This window comes from Aquimarina addita, from assembly GCF_039539305.1.
In the GTDB taxonomy this organism is placed as follows: Bacteria; Bacteroidota; Bacteroidia; order Flavobacteriales; family Flavobacteriaceae; genus Aquimarina; species Aquimarina addita.
In genome coordinates this window covers 1-14,886 of the sequence record NZ_BAABCW010000013.1, presented here as the reverse complement: position 1 = coordinate 14,886, position 14,886 = coordinate 1, and the positions used below count along the sequence as shown (strand labels likewise).

Sequence of the window (14,886 nt, the reverse complement as noted above, 5' to 3'; positions counted from 1 at the left end):
CCTAACTATACATTTCCTTATTTGTGATGCTTTTTTTGATTGTCTAGCTGTTCTATTATTTTTAATACAACATCTTTAGATGATAAATAATTCTGTCCGGTTATCAGATTTCCTTGTACCGCTACCTGAGAAGTATTTCTTTTTGAAAATTCAAAAATACCGCCTCTTTCTTCTATAGTTTTTTGAATTAAAAAAGGCCAATGTTTAAAATATGCTGCTTCTTCATTTTCAAATGAATCGGGATATCCATTCACTATTTTATTGATGTAAAGGTATTTTCCATCTTTAGTTTTTAAATTTACAATTCCTGCTGTTCCATGGCATACAGAAGATATAATCCCATTATATTTTTCGTAAATTGTCATTGATATTTTTTGAATATCTTTATTTTCAGGGACGCCATACATTGCACTCCCACCTCCAATATAGTGAACAGCTTTATAGTTTTCTGCCTTTATTTCTGTTGGTTTTTTTGTGTTTTTTAATCCATACATCAAGTCTTGATTGTATACATACTTCTTTTGTAATGGATCGGATGTATTTATATAAGCTAAAGGGATGCTTCCTCCTTTTGGGCTGACAAAATCCACGGTATAGCCTGCTTTTTTAAAAGTGTCATATGCATTCACTATTTCAGAGAAGCTATTACCTGTAGGAATATCAGATTTGCCGTAGAATGATGCATTTGATACTATAAACAGTACTTTGTCTCCTGTTTGATTACTTTCTTCACTACCGGCAGATTTGCTAATAATTTTCCAATTGTTTTCAATTTTTTTTAATAGAAATAAATCAACATATCTTAAACCGCTCTCGGGGATAATAATTTCTGCTTTTGCGGTAGCAATTCCGGCAAAATTATCGATCGATATAATGTTTCCTATCCTTCCGGTAAATTCTCCTTCTTTTTTATTTTTATACCAGCCTATATATTCTTTGGCAGGGACAATCCAGAGTGTTTTGTTTTTATTTTCTAAATAAAGATTAGCATTAGAATAAAATGCTTTTTCAATCAGTGCAGATTGGTTATAAGAAGTACCATGTATATAATTCATAATTGTGCTTTTTATTTGAGATTCTTCACTTTGTGTAAAAACTAAAGTATTCCATAATAAGAAGCTGATTAATAAAAGAAAATGTCTCATAAGTAATTTATCATTGTTTATTAGAACTAATTTAAACAACAAGTATACTTAGGGTTTTCTATAAAATCAGTCAAGAATTATACTATAAAACTCCTGATGTATATATCAGGAGTTTGAAAACAGGATTTTATTTTTGTATGTATTTAGCTGGTGTAGTATTGGTTACCTTCTTAAATGCAGTATAAAATGTACTATTAGAGTTAAACCCGCTTTTTTCAGCAATTATATCAATTTTAAGATTGGTATTTGTCATTAAGAGATGTTTAGCTTCTTCTATTCTATACTCGTTTATAAATTGCGAAAAGCTTTTATTTAAATTATCATTAAGCAGTTGTGATAATAATTGGGGACGTATATTTATTTTTTTAGCAAATATGGATAAGGTAAGATTAGGGTTTTTATACAATTCTTCTTTAGTTAAGGTGAACTCAATTTTTTCTAAAAGTCTGTTCGCTTCATTTTCTTCAATTTTAATATTAGCATATTTTTCTTTCTTGACTGATACTATAAAGTCTTGTTTTCTTTTACGAAAAAGAAGTAATCCTGATAAGTAAAACACAAAGGAGAAAGAAAACGCACCTAAAATATAAGAAGTATAACTCGAAGTGAAATAAGTAAACCAAATGATAAATACACCAAAAAAGACACTTATCAGCCAAACTTCATTATAATTCAATTTTTCTTTTGGCGTTATAAGTTTTTTTAAAGTACCTCTCACGAAAAACAATGATACTATAATATATACGAACCATTGATAATTAATTATTCTAATAAAATAGTGATGCCAAAGCGCTACATTTTTCTGGTATGGATATAGAACACCAACTCCAAAAATAGTGATTGTTAAGACAGTCATCTGAATGTAAAATGACCTGTTAGACTGATCCGATCCCTCAATTTTAGACCTACTATAAAAGTATAAAAATGGTCCAATAAAAAAGCAAGCAGATAATCCAATCTGCAAATAAATTTTTGAAAGTTCTGGGTTAAAATAAAAGAATAATGATTTCCAAACTCGAATGCTTAATACGGCTAATAATCCTCCTAAAAAATAATTGGATTTATTTGTAGGCTTGCAGAAAAATAAAAAGTAAATGCTTAGTATAATACTATTAAAAGCTCCTAATGCACTAAAGAAGAATATTAACTTGTTATCTAAATTCAATTTGTTTTGTATTTTAATCTGTTACTAACACTTGAACTATTATCAGTCTGAGATTAAAAATACATTTAATTTCTAAATACTTAATCAAAACTTTTTTATCTTATTTTTTTAAATAGCGCCACCCTAGTATAGTTGATCAATTTAATAAAAAAGCGCTATTTTATAATTTTGCACTGAGTCGATTCTTATTGCTTGTTATTTTTATTTTTCTTTCCCGAATTTATTATTAAAATCTCCCAGACGATTTTCTTTGTTATCATATTCTGCCCATAAGAGGATATCTCTCCAATCTGTTTTGGCTTGTTTTATATGTTTTTCTAATTGTACAATATCTTTATTTCCTAAATAAATGATTGCTCTTATGATGCGATTATTTCTAAAAGACTCATGCGATATGATTAACTTTTGAAGTTCAGAAAAAGCTTTATGGTAATTTTGTCCAAAATCTGATTGTAAGCGGTCCATAATATCTGATGGATAAAATTTAGATTTATAGATGCCTGGTTAATGTTAGGATCAGTCATAAGGCTTTTATTGTTTATTTTGATTATCGTACCATAACCTATAGTATGACTCCCTTCACTGAACTTAAATTTCATATTAATATATAAACGTTTAGTAAAGTATTTGGTACTTAAAATCTCAATTTTAGCAAATACTGTTTCTCCAGGGAGTACAAAATCAGTTCCGATATAAGTCTGTTGACCGGAAGTTAAATATTCCGGATAATTTTCAAATTCAATATGAGGTCTATAACCGGAGGTGACATACTCTTTTCTTCCACCTTTTTCCGTAGCTTGAAACCTTAATTCTGCTATAAAATCTGATTTCTTCATTATTCAACACTCAATCTTATCACTAAATCACCCGAGACATTTATTTTAAAAACAGTGTTATTCTAACCATTCCTTAAAATCTTTAACCCGTTCTCGTGCGACAATAATTTCTTGCTCATTAAAATGATTTAATTTTATTTGTAATCTCGAATTAGTATAAGAAATGATATCTTCAATTGCATTGATATTGATGAAAAATTTACGACTTACTCGGTAAAATTGTTGAGGGTTTAGTTCATCCTCCAGTGCTTCTAATGTATTATCAATAAGATAGTTTCTATTCTCTTTTGTATGCAGATAAGTACCCTTATTTTCAGAATAAAAACATTCTATTTCTTCTACTGAGAAAATTTTAAGATGTTGTCCCACTCTAGCAGTAAACCGTTTTTTATAAGTCCTGTCTATCGGGTTCACCAACAATTTTTTAATATCTTCAAAATCTACCTGAATCTGTTGTTTAGCAGGTTGTTGTTTTTTATACTTCTGTATAGCTGCCTCCAGTTCTTCATCATCAATCGGTTTCAGGAGATAATCAATACTATTAAGCTTAAATGCTTTTAAGGCATATTCATCATAAGCTGTGGTAAAAATTATAGCACTTTTAATAGTAACTGTATCAAATATTTCGAATGACAGCCCATCACTTAATTGAATATCCAAAAAGATCAAATCAGGGTGTTCATTTTTACTAAACCATTCAATGGATTCAGTGACAGAATGTAACATAGTGTCAACTTTAATATCTAATTCTTCAAGCATTCTTTTTAGTCTCCTTGCTGAAGGTTTTTCGTCCTCTATAATTAATACATTCATTTTCTTAGCTTCAATGTTTTAATTTCTGTTTTCTGATTTACTATTTTGTACTCAATATTTTTGTGTGTTTTCATTTACTCCCATAATTCTTTATCCTCATCATCTTCCATATATTTTCTGATTTTACGTTCTTCCCAGTCTTTATCAAATATTGGATTAATTTTAAAGGCTTTTATAGCATGAAAGGCAACACCGATTCCCCAGCCAATGGCTGTCCAGGAGAACCAAAGATTTTCCCATTGATTGGTATAATAATTTAATCCAGCTAATAATCCAACTATGCTAATATAAATGAATACATGGTTGTAAAATTTCTTTAATTCATGAATACGTGCTTTAGCATATTCATATCTTTTTTGTTCTTCAAAATCTTTCATAATAGTAGTTTTGTACTTTTTAGAAATCATCCTTATTCATGAATTCTTCTATCTTGCGTTTTTCCCAATCTTCGCTAAAAATTGTTGTATTAAACCACCTGCTGATAATCTTTTTTCTTTTGAATACCCATAAACCGTGACATAATAACCCTATTCCCCAAAATAAAGGTGTTATAAGTATATTCATATCCACCCAGTTTTTAAAACCTTCATCTCCAAAATTAGCGCTAAGCATTCCTTCAGCTTTAATTCTGAAAAAAATGATGATGCAATTAATAATAATATAAACGGTAAGATGAGAGTAGAACCTTTTTTCTTGTTCAACTTGCTTTTTAGCTTTTTCGTAAGCTTTTCTTTTTTTATGATCATTCATAATTTTTTCTTTTAGAAGCCTCCATATATTTTTTTATTTTTCTCTTTTCCCAATCTTTTCCAAATATAGGGTGATGATCAAATGCTTCTATATAATTAAAAAGCAAACCAATTCCCCATCCTCCAATTGGAAATAAAACCCAAGGAAAGTCAAATGATGTTCTGTAGTTAATAAATATTAAAAAAGGAATTACAATACAAAAGGTGATTAAGTTGATATAGAATTCCTTTATTTTCTTAACACGTTCTTTTGCACGTTTGTATTTGAGATCTTTTGTGATTTCTATGGTTGCTGATGCGTTCATATTGATCGCTGTTACTTTTTTTGTTAATATTGGGAGCTTTGCTATAAAGGCAGTATCTGTTTTATAAACAGAAAATTCCTTTTTAGTCAGTAATTCATATCGTTGTTTTACATTTCCTAAGCCCACACCGCTACTTTGCTTCACTATCTTTTTTGGCTGTAAGTTATTTTCGACCATAAGAAAACCATTATCTTCATAGATTTTAATGTGTAATGGTTGATTAGGCATCACGATATTATGTTTTACACTATTTTCTAATAAAATCTGAAGTGAAAGTGGTACTACTTTTGCCTCTGGATTTGTAGAATGCTCTGGGATGTCAAAAATGATACTATCTTCAAACCTTAGTTTTAATAATGTCATATAGGTCTTAGCAAATCTTAATTCTTCATCTACTGTGATTAATTCCTTTGCTTTTTGCTCGAGCACATATCGATACACTTTTGATAATGAAGTGGTAAACTTCTGAGCCATTTTAGGATTTTCTTCAATAAGAGAAGTCAATACATTAAGACTATTAAATAAAAAATGTGGATCTAATTGATTTTTTAGCGCTGCAAATTTAGCAGAAGCCGTTCCTGCAATGATTTTTTGCTCCGTAACTTTATTTTCTTGTAGCGCTTTATAAAAATACATCGCATGAAAGAATAAAGAAATTATAGTCGTAAACAATAGTGGGAAGAGATAGTTTTTTACAGATTGATCTGATAAAAATTCTGTTACCGTTTGTTGTTCAAGAATGACTACTTGTGTTATGAAGTTACAGATAGCGAAACCAACAATGGTTATAAAAATGGAACCACCGGCACCAACAAAGACTCTTTTTAATCCTTTATTTTTCCATTCAAATTTATAGTTGATAAGCCTAAAATATAGTGTATTGATATAGGTTAAGGAAAATGAATACATAAAATTAATTCCCCACCATGTTACTGTTGTTATTTTTTCAAAATTAAATCCGTTGCTCATTAAAGAAAAGATTGCAATGACAAAGGATACAAGCAATGAAACTGTAACAACAAACTTTATATCTTTTAGGGTTTTCATACGGTGATTTAATGTTACTGGTGCAGTAGCAGTATTATTGACAATTTTTTTGAACTCTGGCTATCTGATCTTTTCCCCATTGAGGATAAAAAGGTATATCAGAGGATTCTTTTTCAAAATACAATATAGCTTTTTCTATTTCAGGACAAAAGGCTTTAGGATCTTTACCCCAAAATTTTGCTGCTCCCATTTGCCATTCAGCGTGATATAAAATAGCTCTGGGATTTTCTGGTTCTATAGCTTTTGCTTTTTGATATAAGGCTTCCACCTTTGGAGAATGTGTCATTCCGTATGCTTGCCCATCATAAATTACATAAGCTGAGTTTAACATGGCTTCCATAATTGTTATTTCTGCATTATTTTTAGAAAATGTTTTTGCTTCATTTAAGTAGTTTTGTGCTTGCTCTAATCTCGATAAGATTTCTTTTCCATCCTTGCTATTAAAAGTTTTTACTATATGTACTTGAGCAGCGCAATAATAAGGTAACCAATTTTCTTTTTCGGCTTTAGCGATCCGCTCAAAAAGATTAGCGGCTTCATCGGTTTTTTGGTTTTTCCAAAATTCAAAAGCTTTAGTCATTCCTTTTTCATAATTCGTTTGTGCTTGTGTTGTTGTAATTACTAAAAAAGCTAGTACGGTAATAATCATTTTCATAATTTCTATAGTTTTAATTTGATGGTATAAAATTCGGTGGATTTATAGTGTTTTTCTAATTTCTGTGACTGAGTTGTAGGTTTAATAGGATGAGTTGTATTATAAATTGTCTAATTGATTATCCGTTTTGTCATCACTGATCGTCCAGAAGAATCCTACAATAAAAAAGCGATCTGCAGCAGGTCTTATGGTTTGTCGGTCAAAGTTTCCTGTAGCATTAGGAGTATTAGCATATTGATAGTTAAATATATTATCTGTACCTAATACATTGGATACTGAGAAAAAGAGAACTTTTTGTGGACTTATTAGATATGCCCAATTCATATTTAATGCCTGATAAGCTTTTGTCTTTTTATCCATAAATGTCGTTGTGTTTGGATCATCATAGGGTCGTCCGGATGCAAAATTATAGGTGGCACCCACCATGGATTTCCAATCTTTGATCCAATATTTACTTACAAAAGATATATTGTGGGCTGTGGCAAAATTAGGGGTTGCACTTTCTGTAAAATTTTGATAATCTCGCTCCGTATCCAGATATGAATAGCTAGTCCAGTATTCCAGATTTTTAATTGATGTATTGTCTCGCCAATAGAGATCTAAACCAGTTGCATACCCATCACCAGAACTCATATAGTCGCTATCAAACATTGGCATACTTGTATTATATTTTACCAACTGATCATATTTTTTGTAATATGCTTCAGCTCTTAACGTTCTGCCTTTATGCTGAAATAGATAGTTAAAGAGGTAATGAGATGATTTTTTTGGATCTAAGAGAGTGGTATATTTAAGAATTTCTTGTTGTGGTGTCTGATAGAAATCACCATAAGCAAAGGATACCTGAGATGTTTCTGAAGTTTTATACGCCAGAGAAACTCGTGGAGCTATTTTTGTAGATTCCAATAATTGGTTATGTGTTCCCCGAACACCAATTTTCATTGCCAGTTTCTTATTAAAAAATATGCTGCTTTCTGCAAATGTAGCTGTACTATTATTTTGATAGGATGTATGAAACGTTTCAAAGTCAGGACTGTCTACATCTTCAGTAAAATCACCGAGAAATTGTTCTACTCCAAAACTTAGTTTAAAACGGTTGCTGAATCGCTTTCTTACCTTTACTTTTAGATGGACACTGTTATCCATATCATCTACATCTGTTTCTGAAATAATAATATCACTATCATCATTAGCAATACTAGCTCCTGTATTAATTGACCAGTCATTTCCTAAATCTCCTTTATAAGAAGCATTCATATATAGATTTCTATTGGTCAGTTCAAAATTGAATCCCTCTGGTGTATTAATATCTTCTTGTATCAATTGAAAATTGGTGTAATTCAGCCCTCCGTATACCTTAAGTAATCCATTTTTAAACTGATGTCTGTAAACAGCCTCTCCGGATAAAGATTCAAAGGGCTTAATCCAATCCACACGTTGAGAGATTATTTCCTGATAAGGTTTTAGATTTGAATAAAAGGCATTGATACTTAGTGAATTATTTTTCCATTTTTGGGTATTTCCCATTCCAAGGCCTACATTAATTACCTGAAACTCTGTTTTTTCCTGATCAGGTTGGTCAATTGTATTTAATAACAATACACTTGATAAAGCATCTCCATATTCTGCAGAATAACCACCAGTAGAAAACGTAGTCCCTTTAAAGAGAAAAGGAGAAAAACGACCTCTTGTCGGAATATTATTAGCAGTCGCATTATACGGTTGAAAAACACGGAGTCCATCAATATATACATTGGCTTCATCGGCATCACCACCTCGTACAAAAAGCCTTCCGTCTTCTGCTACGGTAGATGTACCTGGTAGTGTTTGAAAAGCTCCTATATAATCTCCGGCAGCTCCAGCCGTTGTGACAATATCGAGCGGTTTTAGCACTGATGCTTCACTATTATCACCAGCCGCAAAAGAACCAGCATTAAGCATTACACTTCCCAAAGAATTGACATCTTCTCTTAGTTTTATTTCTAATGCCTTCATAGTGGCGACATCGGCGGTCAGTGTAAAATTTTCAAAAGAAAGAAAAGAAATAATGAGTGTTTGTTGTTCTGTTTCCTCTGTATAGAATATGAATGCTCCAGTATCATTAGATGAGGATCCATCATACGTGCCATCTAGATAAACATTTGCTCCTGCAATTGGAATGCCGGAAGCATCCTTAATATTTCCGGAAATCTTAGTTTGTGCATAAAAAAAAGCTGTTGTGAATACTAAAATTGTTGATAGTAATGATCTCATGTATTTATAAATTTGATTGATATTTCAAAAATCTTATAAATACAGGTGTGGTAAAATTCAATTATACCGAACTGTGGAATTGGGAGGTTGAAATGTTATGAATAACAATCAGGTTTAATTAGATGTTGTTATTTTGCTCAATCTATATTTCATTTCCTCATTTATTTCAAGGTTTTCTGATTGTGTAAATTCTTTTATTAAGTCTATTGATGCTTTTGTATTAATTGCAAGTAACGCATGACTAAACCATTTTGCAATTACTCCATCTTCTGAATATGTGTATTGTAAATAATCAAAATTTGATGTCAATGCTATTTTAATATAGTTGACTGAAGATGGATACTTAAGCTTGTCCTGAAGGTGCTTAATTAAGGTTTGATGACTTTTATGATATGGAGAAATTATTAGTTTATTAAATTCTTTTTCGAGATCTATCCTTTCATAACAAAGCCAATACATAGTCACAGCTGCAGTGATGGCTTTTTCTGATTTAGAATTCAGCGCACTATTCATAAAGCCTTGCACATACTTTTTATTACTTATAATATTGCTGAGTTCTTTTGTAAGTAAGTTATCTCTTTTGATTATCCAATACTCATTTTCGAGCATAAACAATATAACTTCCTCATGGGTCATCTATCTTATATTTGTATAAATCAAATTTATAAATTTTATGATTCGTATAAACTCATTATTTTTTTTGATTCTTTTTTAACAGCATTTATTTGTGTCATAGCTTCCAGTTTTGCAATAATATTTTTAGGAATAGGATTATTTACAACTTGTAGTACTTCATAATAATAATGAAGCATTTTACTAAAACCTTTAGGTAAATTTTGAAGATTTATTTGAACTAAACTTGCTTCAATTACCTGATATAAAACATCAATATGTTCACTTTGCATCTGTAACAAACGATCAAACTGTTCTATAATTCGGGCCATGGGGATAGGATTTTCATCGTTTGTAATTATTTTAGTAGAAGTTGCTGTAAATTCTTTGATATCGAGATATTTAGTGTCTATAAGTAAGGATAACCAATCAAATGCGCCAGCACGGATAGGCGTTTTGTTGCAAAATAAACTTAATGTAAGAAAGAGATAACCTGCTTTATTAAGAGGTAATAGATGTGCTACACTATATTTTACTGCTTCTAAAATAGATTTTGTTTCACTAGCTTCTATATCTGAAAGATAAGCGAATGTGTTCAGAATTAGGTTGAGGTATATAGGTTCCTGTAAATATCCACCTCTATAAAACCAATGACTGGTATCTGCAATAATGAACTCTCTATTATATAAAATATGATCCAGATATTTGTTTTGAGAAAAATCTATCTCCTCAATTCCTTTTTGTATAAAGCTTTGCTTTAGAATAGCCCAGCTGTATTTTCTATCATCAGAATATCCTCGTCTTACAGACCATTCCCAACGTATGGGGAGTTTTGACCAGTTTCGTTTTTTTTGATTTGATATAATGGCGTCAATCGATTTACTCGGATTTTTTAGCGCATACGCCGTTAACCAGATATCCTTAAGTTTTTTTATTTCTTTTGGATTAAAGCTTGCCCCAGATACAACAAGGAACCTCTTTTTCTTCAAAAGATTCGTTGTAATGTGATAAAAATATATCACTTTTATCATTTTCTATTGTAACTGCAGAAGGCTGTTTATATTGATAAGTGATATCCATGAATACTTTGATTTTATTTCTTTTGTTGAATTTAAAATAATATGTGATGAGTAAAAAAAAAATACTTCTATTGTTAGGTTCTAAACATAAAGGAATATTAGTTTTTTAAATATGATCCTAAAATAAGCAAATCAATAAAAAACTAAGAGTTTTTTTTCTGAAAACCCCTTAGTTACCTGATTTTTATTGTAAAGTCAATTAAATAAAAAGAATACGATGTTATTTTCTTTTTTTAGTTTTTAAGGCTAATTAACTGTTTTAAAAGTGTTATTTTTCAAACAGATATGGATTCAGTTATGCTTAGTGTTATTATTAGAAAAATAGTGTATGTGTGGAACGAAGCATTAATTGATCATCAAAAAACTATGGTTTTGAACATTGTTTTAAGTCAGGAATCCATGTAGTCTTACTAGTGTATACTTTTTATAGTGATGAATATCAACGTAGCATATATATGATACAATTAAAAAAAAAATTTTACAAAATTAGTAGTATGCTAATTTTATTTGTTTCCATGATTTCATGTGATGATTCTATTCAAAAAGAAATCAGTTTTTATCATTGGAAAACTAATTTTGCACTTAATGAAGAGGAGAGATCAATTCTTAAAAACGTAAATGCCTCTAAGTTATATATTAAGTTTTTTGATGTTTCCTGGGTAGCGGAAGATAATAGAGCATACCCCAAAGCTACCATACAATTTACTGAAACAGATATGACAGGTATACAAGATATTGTTCCTGTTATCTTTATTACAAATAATGTATTCGAAAAAGTAAATACTCCAGAGGATATTAAGCACTTAAGTAGTAATGTGTCAGAAAAAATTAAACGTATTTATGCCACACACCTCAATGGTCAATTTTCTATAAAAGAAATACAGTTTGATTGTGACTGGACAGTGGGAACTAAGGAAGCGTATTTTGATTTTATTAATCAGATTAAAGCCTCTAAAGCTTTTATGGAACTAAAAAACCCATTAATTACAGCTACCATAAGGCTGCATCAGATCAAGTATAAAAATAAAACAGGTGTACCTCCTGTAGATCGTGGAGTGATTATGTTTTATAATACGGGAACAGTTTTTAAATTAGAGGAACAAAATTCGATACTATCAGTGGCAGAAGTAGAGAAGTATATTGATACCTTAGGTGAGTATCCATTAGTATACGATGTAGCATTTCCGACATTTTCTTGGGCAGTAGTTTTTAGAAATAATTCTTTTTTAGGATTGATTAATGATGTGACGGAAAAAGATCTGATGCAAAATTTCACATCTAAAAATGGATTCTATGAACCTAACCAAGCTACATTCTTAAAAACGACATTCCTTTCTGAAGGGGATAAAATTCGCTTAGAACAACCTTCAGAAAAAGATTTAGAGATGTTAGCAAAAAAAGTAAGAGATGCCTCCTCTCAGGAAACATATAAGGTAATCTATTACCATATAAATTCTGAATTAGTAACCTTATTAGGAAGCGATTCTTTAAATAAAATAGCTAAGTAATATGAGTAATCAACTTTTAATCAGTACAACTCGTAATAAGAAACGATTTCATTATCTTTTTATTAAAATCATCTCGTGTATAAGTTATGTGTTTTTACTCACAGGAGTTTATGGATACAACAGTATAGATTCTCCTCTATATTGTGGAGGTGGAGATTGGATTTATGAAGATGAATATTTTAAGATTTTGGATAGTAAAATATTGACAGATCCTACCTTATCGTCTTTCTTATATTGTCCGGAGTATCTTTTTTGTGATAAAGAAAAGGAAGAAATAACAGATAGAAACATTACAGAGTGGGAGGAATATTTTACCAATAGTTTTACCGCTAAAGAACTAAAATCATTAATATATACATCAACAGTGGTGGATATTAAAGAAATTATCTCAGGAAAAAATACACAATACAAAGATCGTTTTAAAAAGATTGGTTCAGATAAAAGGAATATTTTTTTGAACTATTTATTATTTGCAAAAAGAAATCAACGAGTACAATCTGGAAAAGAAACCTATAATTCTTGGTATCAGGGTGAAAGTGAAAATCCTGATGCTCTCGATAAAGAAGAATTGTTAGTAGAAGCTTTTGAGTTATATGCTAAGGAGAAGGATCGTTTTATTAAAAATAGATACGCATTTCAGATCATACGTCTATGTCATTATCTGGGAAAAAATGAAGAAGCTTTAAAAGTTTTTGATTCATACCTGGTTGATGATAAAAAATCCAATTATATTTTTTATCGCTCATTAGAGCAGAAAGCAGGTGTTTTATATAATCTAAAAGAATTTGAAAAGAGTATCTCCTCTTTTTTAGAAGTATATAAAGAATTGCCAGACAGACGAGAAACCTGTGCATCCAGTATACGACTATTATTGTCAAAAACAGAAAAATCAAATGCGATAAGCTATCACCTGCAAAAAGAAAATCAGGAAGTATTTCGTTTTTTTAATACTTTTTATAATAGTAGTAGTGAACTTGTGGAAGCAGAACGCTTAGCTAATATGAATCCGGATTCTTCATATTTAGAATTGATAATAATGAGAATTGCAGAACAACTACAGCACGATCTTTTTATTATAAAATCTACAATCGTATCAGACCACTATGATTACCTTACTAACAATAGATTTGATACTAAATATATAAATAGACTAGAAACTATCGTAAGCAATCAATTAAACATAAATACGACAAAAAACATGGATTTGTGGAAAATTCATAAGGGATTTCTTAGTATATATCAAGGAGAAATGCAAAGTGCAAGAGCGATTTTAGCTGAAATTTCAGAGCAGTCCAGATATTTTGCTCAGGCACAGCGGTTAGTGTTTATTTCTAAAGTATTAACAATCAATGAGCAGATTGATCGAAATGAACTAAATCAATTATATATTGAAACGCAAAAAAACAAGCATATTGATAATAATTGTTATGATTTTTTTATAAACCATGTAGCATTGGTATATAAAAGTAATCAAAACGAAATTCTTGCAATATTGATGTCACAAGAAAAAAGTAATTTAGTACAACGACATTATGTATTAGAAAAATCGATCGAAGCTTTTCAGCAGTTTCTGGATATTCCTGATAAAACTGATTTCGAAAATCATATCTTATCATTACTACCTCCTAAAAATCCTCAGGATTATATATACGAGATGAGAGGAACTATGTTTTTTCGTTCTAATCAGTTAGAACAAGCCATCGCCCAGTATCAATCTATAGAAAAGCAAAGCGATTATTATGATGATGGAATAAGGAGCATGATTTTTTCTGGAGCGATACGAGAGTTTTTTGATGTACCATTTGAAGAACAAAACGATCTTATAGCTCAAAAGTATTCCCATTTTTTTACTGGAAAAGTAATTACAGATGAATATCATCACGATAATAAATTACTGCTTGCTAAAACGTTACTCAAAATAGAAGCAGCAGCACAAAGGAATCCTGATAAAGCGGGCGAATATTATTATATGCTGGGTAATGCATGGTATAATTTGAGCGAACGTGGATGGTTCCCCGGTGCATTAAATTATATATATAATGATGAGCGTTATGAGCTTTTCTATTATGATACTCAACTAGATCAATTAGATGATTATAGCAGTATGCAGCATGCTGATGCCTATTATAAATTGGCACAAAACACTAGTAGTAATGAAGAAATCAAGGCAAAATCAACATTTATGCTTGCAAAAATTCATCCCTGTTACAATATATATGGAGATTATAACGATCAACATCTCGAATTCTGCGGTGATCATTCTTCTTATTTTGAAATCTTATCAAAACAATATGCAGATACTCAATTTATGAAAGAAGTTATAAAAGAATGTTCTTACTACAGACATTATTTGAATTGAATTAAGAGTATAAATAATTTAACGTTTCAACCTTTAAAGCCACTTCAAAACTAGTTTTGAAGTGGCTTTAATGTATACTGTTTTCAGGGTATTTAAGAGCCTACTTTTTTGTGCCTGCAATTAATCCTTCATTAAGTAAAATAAAATCATTATTTTTTGCCTTTTTAGAAAGTGCAAGTCCTCTTTTTGCTACTTCAATAGCCTCTGTGGACATACCTAAATCTTTAAGAATTAGTATAATACTCCCCATTTTTAAGACAGCTATTTAAATTGTAAATTTAAAACTGTACATATGAAAAAATCGAGAAGAAAATTTAGTTCTGCATTCAAAGCAAAGGTTGCTTTGGAAGCTATCAAAGA

14 protein-coding genes are annotated in these 14,886 nt (G+C 30.4%); 2 read left to right on the top strand and 12 right to left on the bottom strand.

Translation table 11 applies throughout. The annotated features are described in order from the left end of the window. Positions 1-17: 17 nt before the first annotated feature. The 11 genes from ABD816_RS15055 to ABD816_RS15005 form a co-directional block, all read right to left on the bottom strand. Complete coding sequence (locus ABD816_RS15055) at positions 18-1,145, bottom strand: nuclear transport factor 2 family protein (protein ID WP_344928784.1); 1,128 nt, start codon at positions 1,143-1,145, stop codon at positions 18-20. A gap of 127 nt (positions 1,146-1,272) precedes the next feature. Next, positions 1,273-2,310 carry a helix-turn-helix domain-containing protein gene (locus ABD816_RS15050; RefSeq protein ID WP_344928782.1) on the bottom strand — a complete coding sequence of 346 codons (1,038 nt, stop codon included), beginning with the start codon at positions 2,308-2,310 and terminating at the stop codon, positions 1,273-1,275. A gap of 201 nt (positions 2,311-2,511) precedes the next feature. Further along, positions 2,512-2,775: a hypothetical protein gene (locus ABD816_RS15045; protein WP_344928780.1), complete on the bottom strand. Its 264-nt coding sequence runs from the start codon at positions 2,773-2,775 to the stop codon at positions 2,512-2,514. 428 nt (positions 2,776-3,203) lie between these two features. Further along, entirely contained in the window at positions 3,204-3,959 is a 756-nt protein-coding gene (locus ABD816_RS15040; protein ID WP_344928778.1) for a LytR/AlgR family response regulator transcription factor, read from the bottom strand. A gap of 74 nt (positions 3,960-4,033) precedes the next feature. Then, on the bottom strand, positions 4,034-4,366 hold the full coding sequence (locus ABD816_RS15035; protein WP_344928777.1) for a 2TM domain-containing protein: 333 nt from the start codon (positions 4,364-4,366) through the stop codon (positions 4,034-4,036). Then, the gene (locus tag ABD816_RS15030; RefSeq protein WP_344928776.1) at positions 4,356-4,709 is read right to left on the bottom strand and encodes a 2TM domain-containing protein; all 354 of its coding nucleotides are present in this window, start codon (positions 4,707-4,709) and stop codon (positions 4,356-4,358) included. The genes ABD816_RS15035 and ABD816_RS15030 overlap by 11 nt, the downstream gene beginning before the upstream one ends. Then, a complete protein-coding gene (locus ABD816_RS15025) occupies positions 4,702-6,060 on the bottom strand; it encodes a 2TM domain-containing protein (RefSeq protein WP_344928773.1) in 1,359 nt (452 codons plus the stop codon). Before ABD816_RS15025 ends, ABD816_RS15030 begins: the two co-directional genes overlap by 8 nt. Before the next feature lie 34 nt (positions 6,061-6,094). Continuing rightward, positions 6,095-6,715, bottom strand: coding sequence for a hypothetical protein (locus tag ABD816_RS15020; RefSeq protein ID WP_344928772.1), 621 nt, complete (start codon positions 6,713-6,715; stop codon positions 6,095-6,097). A gap of 99 nt (positions 6,716-6,814) precedes the next feature. Beyond that, positions 6,815-8,968, bottom strand: a complete 2,154-nt coding sequence (locus tag ABD816_RS15015) for a TonB-dependent receptor (protein ID WP_344928771.1) — start codon at positions 8,966-8,968, stop codon at positions 6,815-6,817. A 114-nt stretch (positions 8,969-9,082) separates the two neighbouring features. Beyond that, positions 9,083-9,604 carry a hypothetical protein gene (locus tag ABD816_RS15010; protein WP_344928769.1) on the bottom strand — a complete coding sequence of 174 codons (522 nt, stop codon included), beginning with the start codon at positions 9,602-9,604 and terminating at the stop codon, positions 9,083-9,085. 35 nt (positions 9,605-9,639) lie between these two features. After that, positions 9,640-10,569: a DUF7825 domain-containing protein gene (locus ABD816_RS15005; protein ID WP_344928767.1), complete on the bottom strand. Its 930-nt coding sequence runs from the start codon at positions 10,567-10,569 to the stop codon at positions 9,640-9,642. 584 nt (positions 10,570-11,153) lie between these two features. Here ABD816_RS15005 and ABD816_RS15000 point away from each other — a divergent pair. Both ABD816_RS15000 and ABD816_RS14995 read left to right on the top strand, forming a co-directional pair. After that, complete coding sequence (locus tag ABD816_RS15000) at positions 11,154-12,167, top strand: hypothetical protein (RefSeq protein ID WP_344928764.1); 1,014 nt, start codon at positions 11,154-11,156, stop codon at positions 12,165-12,167. A gap of 1 nt (position 12,168) precedes the next feature. Then, the gene (locus ABD816_RS14995) at positions 12,169-14,526 is read left to right on the top strand and encodes a hypothetical protein (RefSeq protein WP_344928763.1); all 2,358 of its coding nucleotides are present in this window, start codon (positions 12,169-12,171) and stop codon (positions 14,524-14,526) included. A 100-nt stretch (positions 14,527-14,626) separates the two neighbouring features. Here ABD816_RS14995 and ABD816_RS14990 read toward each other — a convergent pair whose 3' ends face one another. Beyond that, a complete protein-coding gene (locus tag ABD816_RS14990; RefSeq protein WP_344928762.1) occupies positions 14,627-14,776 on the bottom strand; it encodes a hypothetical protein in 150 nt (49 codons plus the stop codon). Between the last annotated feature and the right edge of the window lie 110 nt (positions 14,777-14,886).

Coding starts and splice junctions, on each gene's coding strand:
- ABD816_RS15055 (WP_344928784.1), bottom strand. CDS start 1,145: ATGAGACATTTTCTTTTATTAATCAGCTTCTTATTATGGAATACTTTA.
- ABD816_RS15045 (WP_344928780.1), bottom strand. CDS start 2,775: ATGGACCGCTTACAATCAGATTTTGGACAAAATTACCATAAAGCTTTT.
- ABD816_RS15040 (WP_344928778.1), bottom strand. CDS start 3,959: ATGAATGTATTAATTATAGAGGACGAAAAACCTTCAGCAAGGAGACTA.
- ABD816_RS15035 (WP_344928777.1), bottom strand. CDS start 4,366: ATGATTTCTAAAAAGTACAAAACTACTATTATGAAAGATTTTGAAGAA.
- ABD816_RS15030 (WP_344928776.1), bottom strand. CDS start 4,709: ATGAATGATCATAAAAAAAGAAAAGCTTACGAAAAAGCTAAAAAGCAA.
- ABD816_RS15025 (WP_344928773.1), bottom strand. CDS start 6,060: ATGAAAACCCTAAAAGATATAAAGTTTGTTGTTACAGTTTCATTGCTT.
- ABD816_RS15020 (WP_344928772.1), bottom strand. CDS start 6,715: ATGAAAATGATTATTACCGTACTAGCTTTTTTAGTAATTACAACAACA.
- ABD816_RS15015 (WP_344928771.1), bottom strand. CDS start 8,968: ATGAGATCATTACTATCAACAATTTTAGTATTCACAACAGCTTTTTTT.
- ABD816_RS15010 (WP_344928769.1), bottom strand. CDS start 9,604: ATGACCCATGAGGAAGTTATATTGTTTATGCTCGAAAATGAGTATTGG.
- ABD816_RS15000 (WP_344928764.1), top strand. CDS start 11,154: ATGCTAATTTTATTTGTTTCCATGATTTCATGTGATGATTCTATTCAA.
- ABD816_RS14995 (WP_344928763.1), top strand. CDS start 12,169: ATGAGTAATCAACTTTTAATCAGTACAACTCGTAATAAGAAACGATTT.
- ABD816_RS14990 (WP_344928762.1), bottom strand. CDS start 14,776: ATGGGGAGTATTATACTAATTCTTAAAGATTTAGGTATGTCCACAGAG.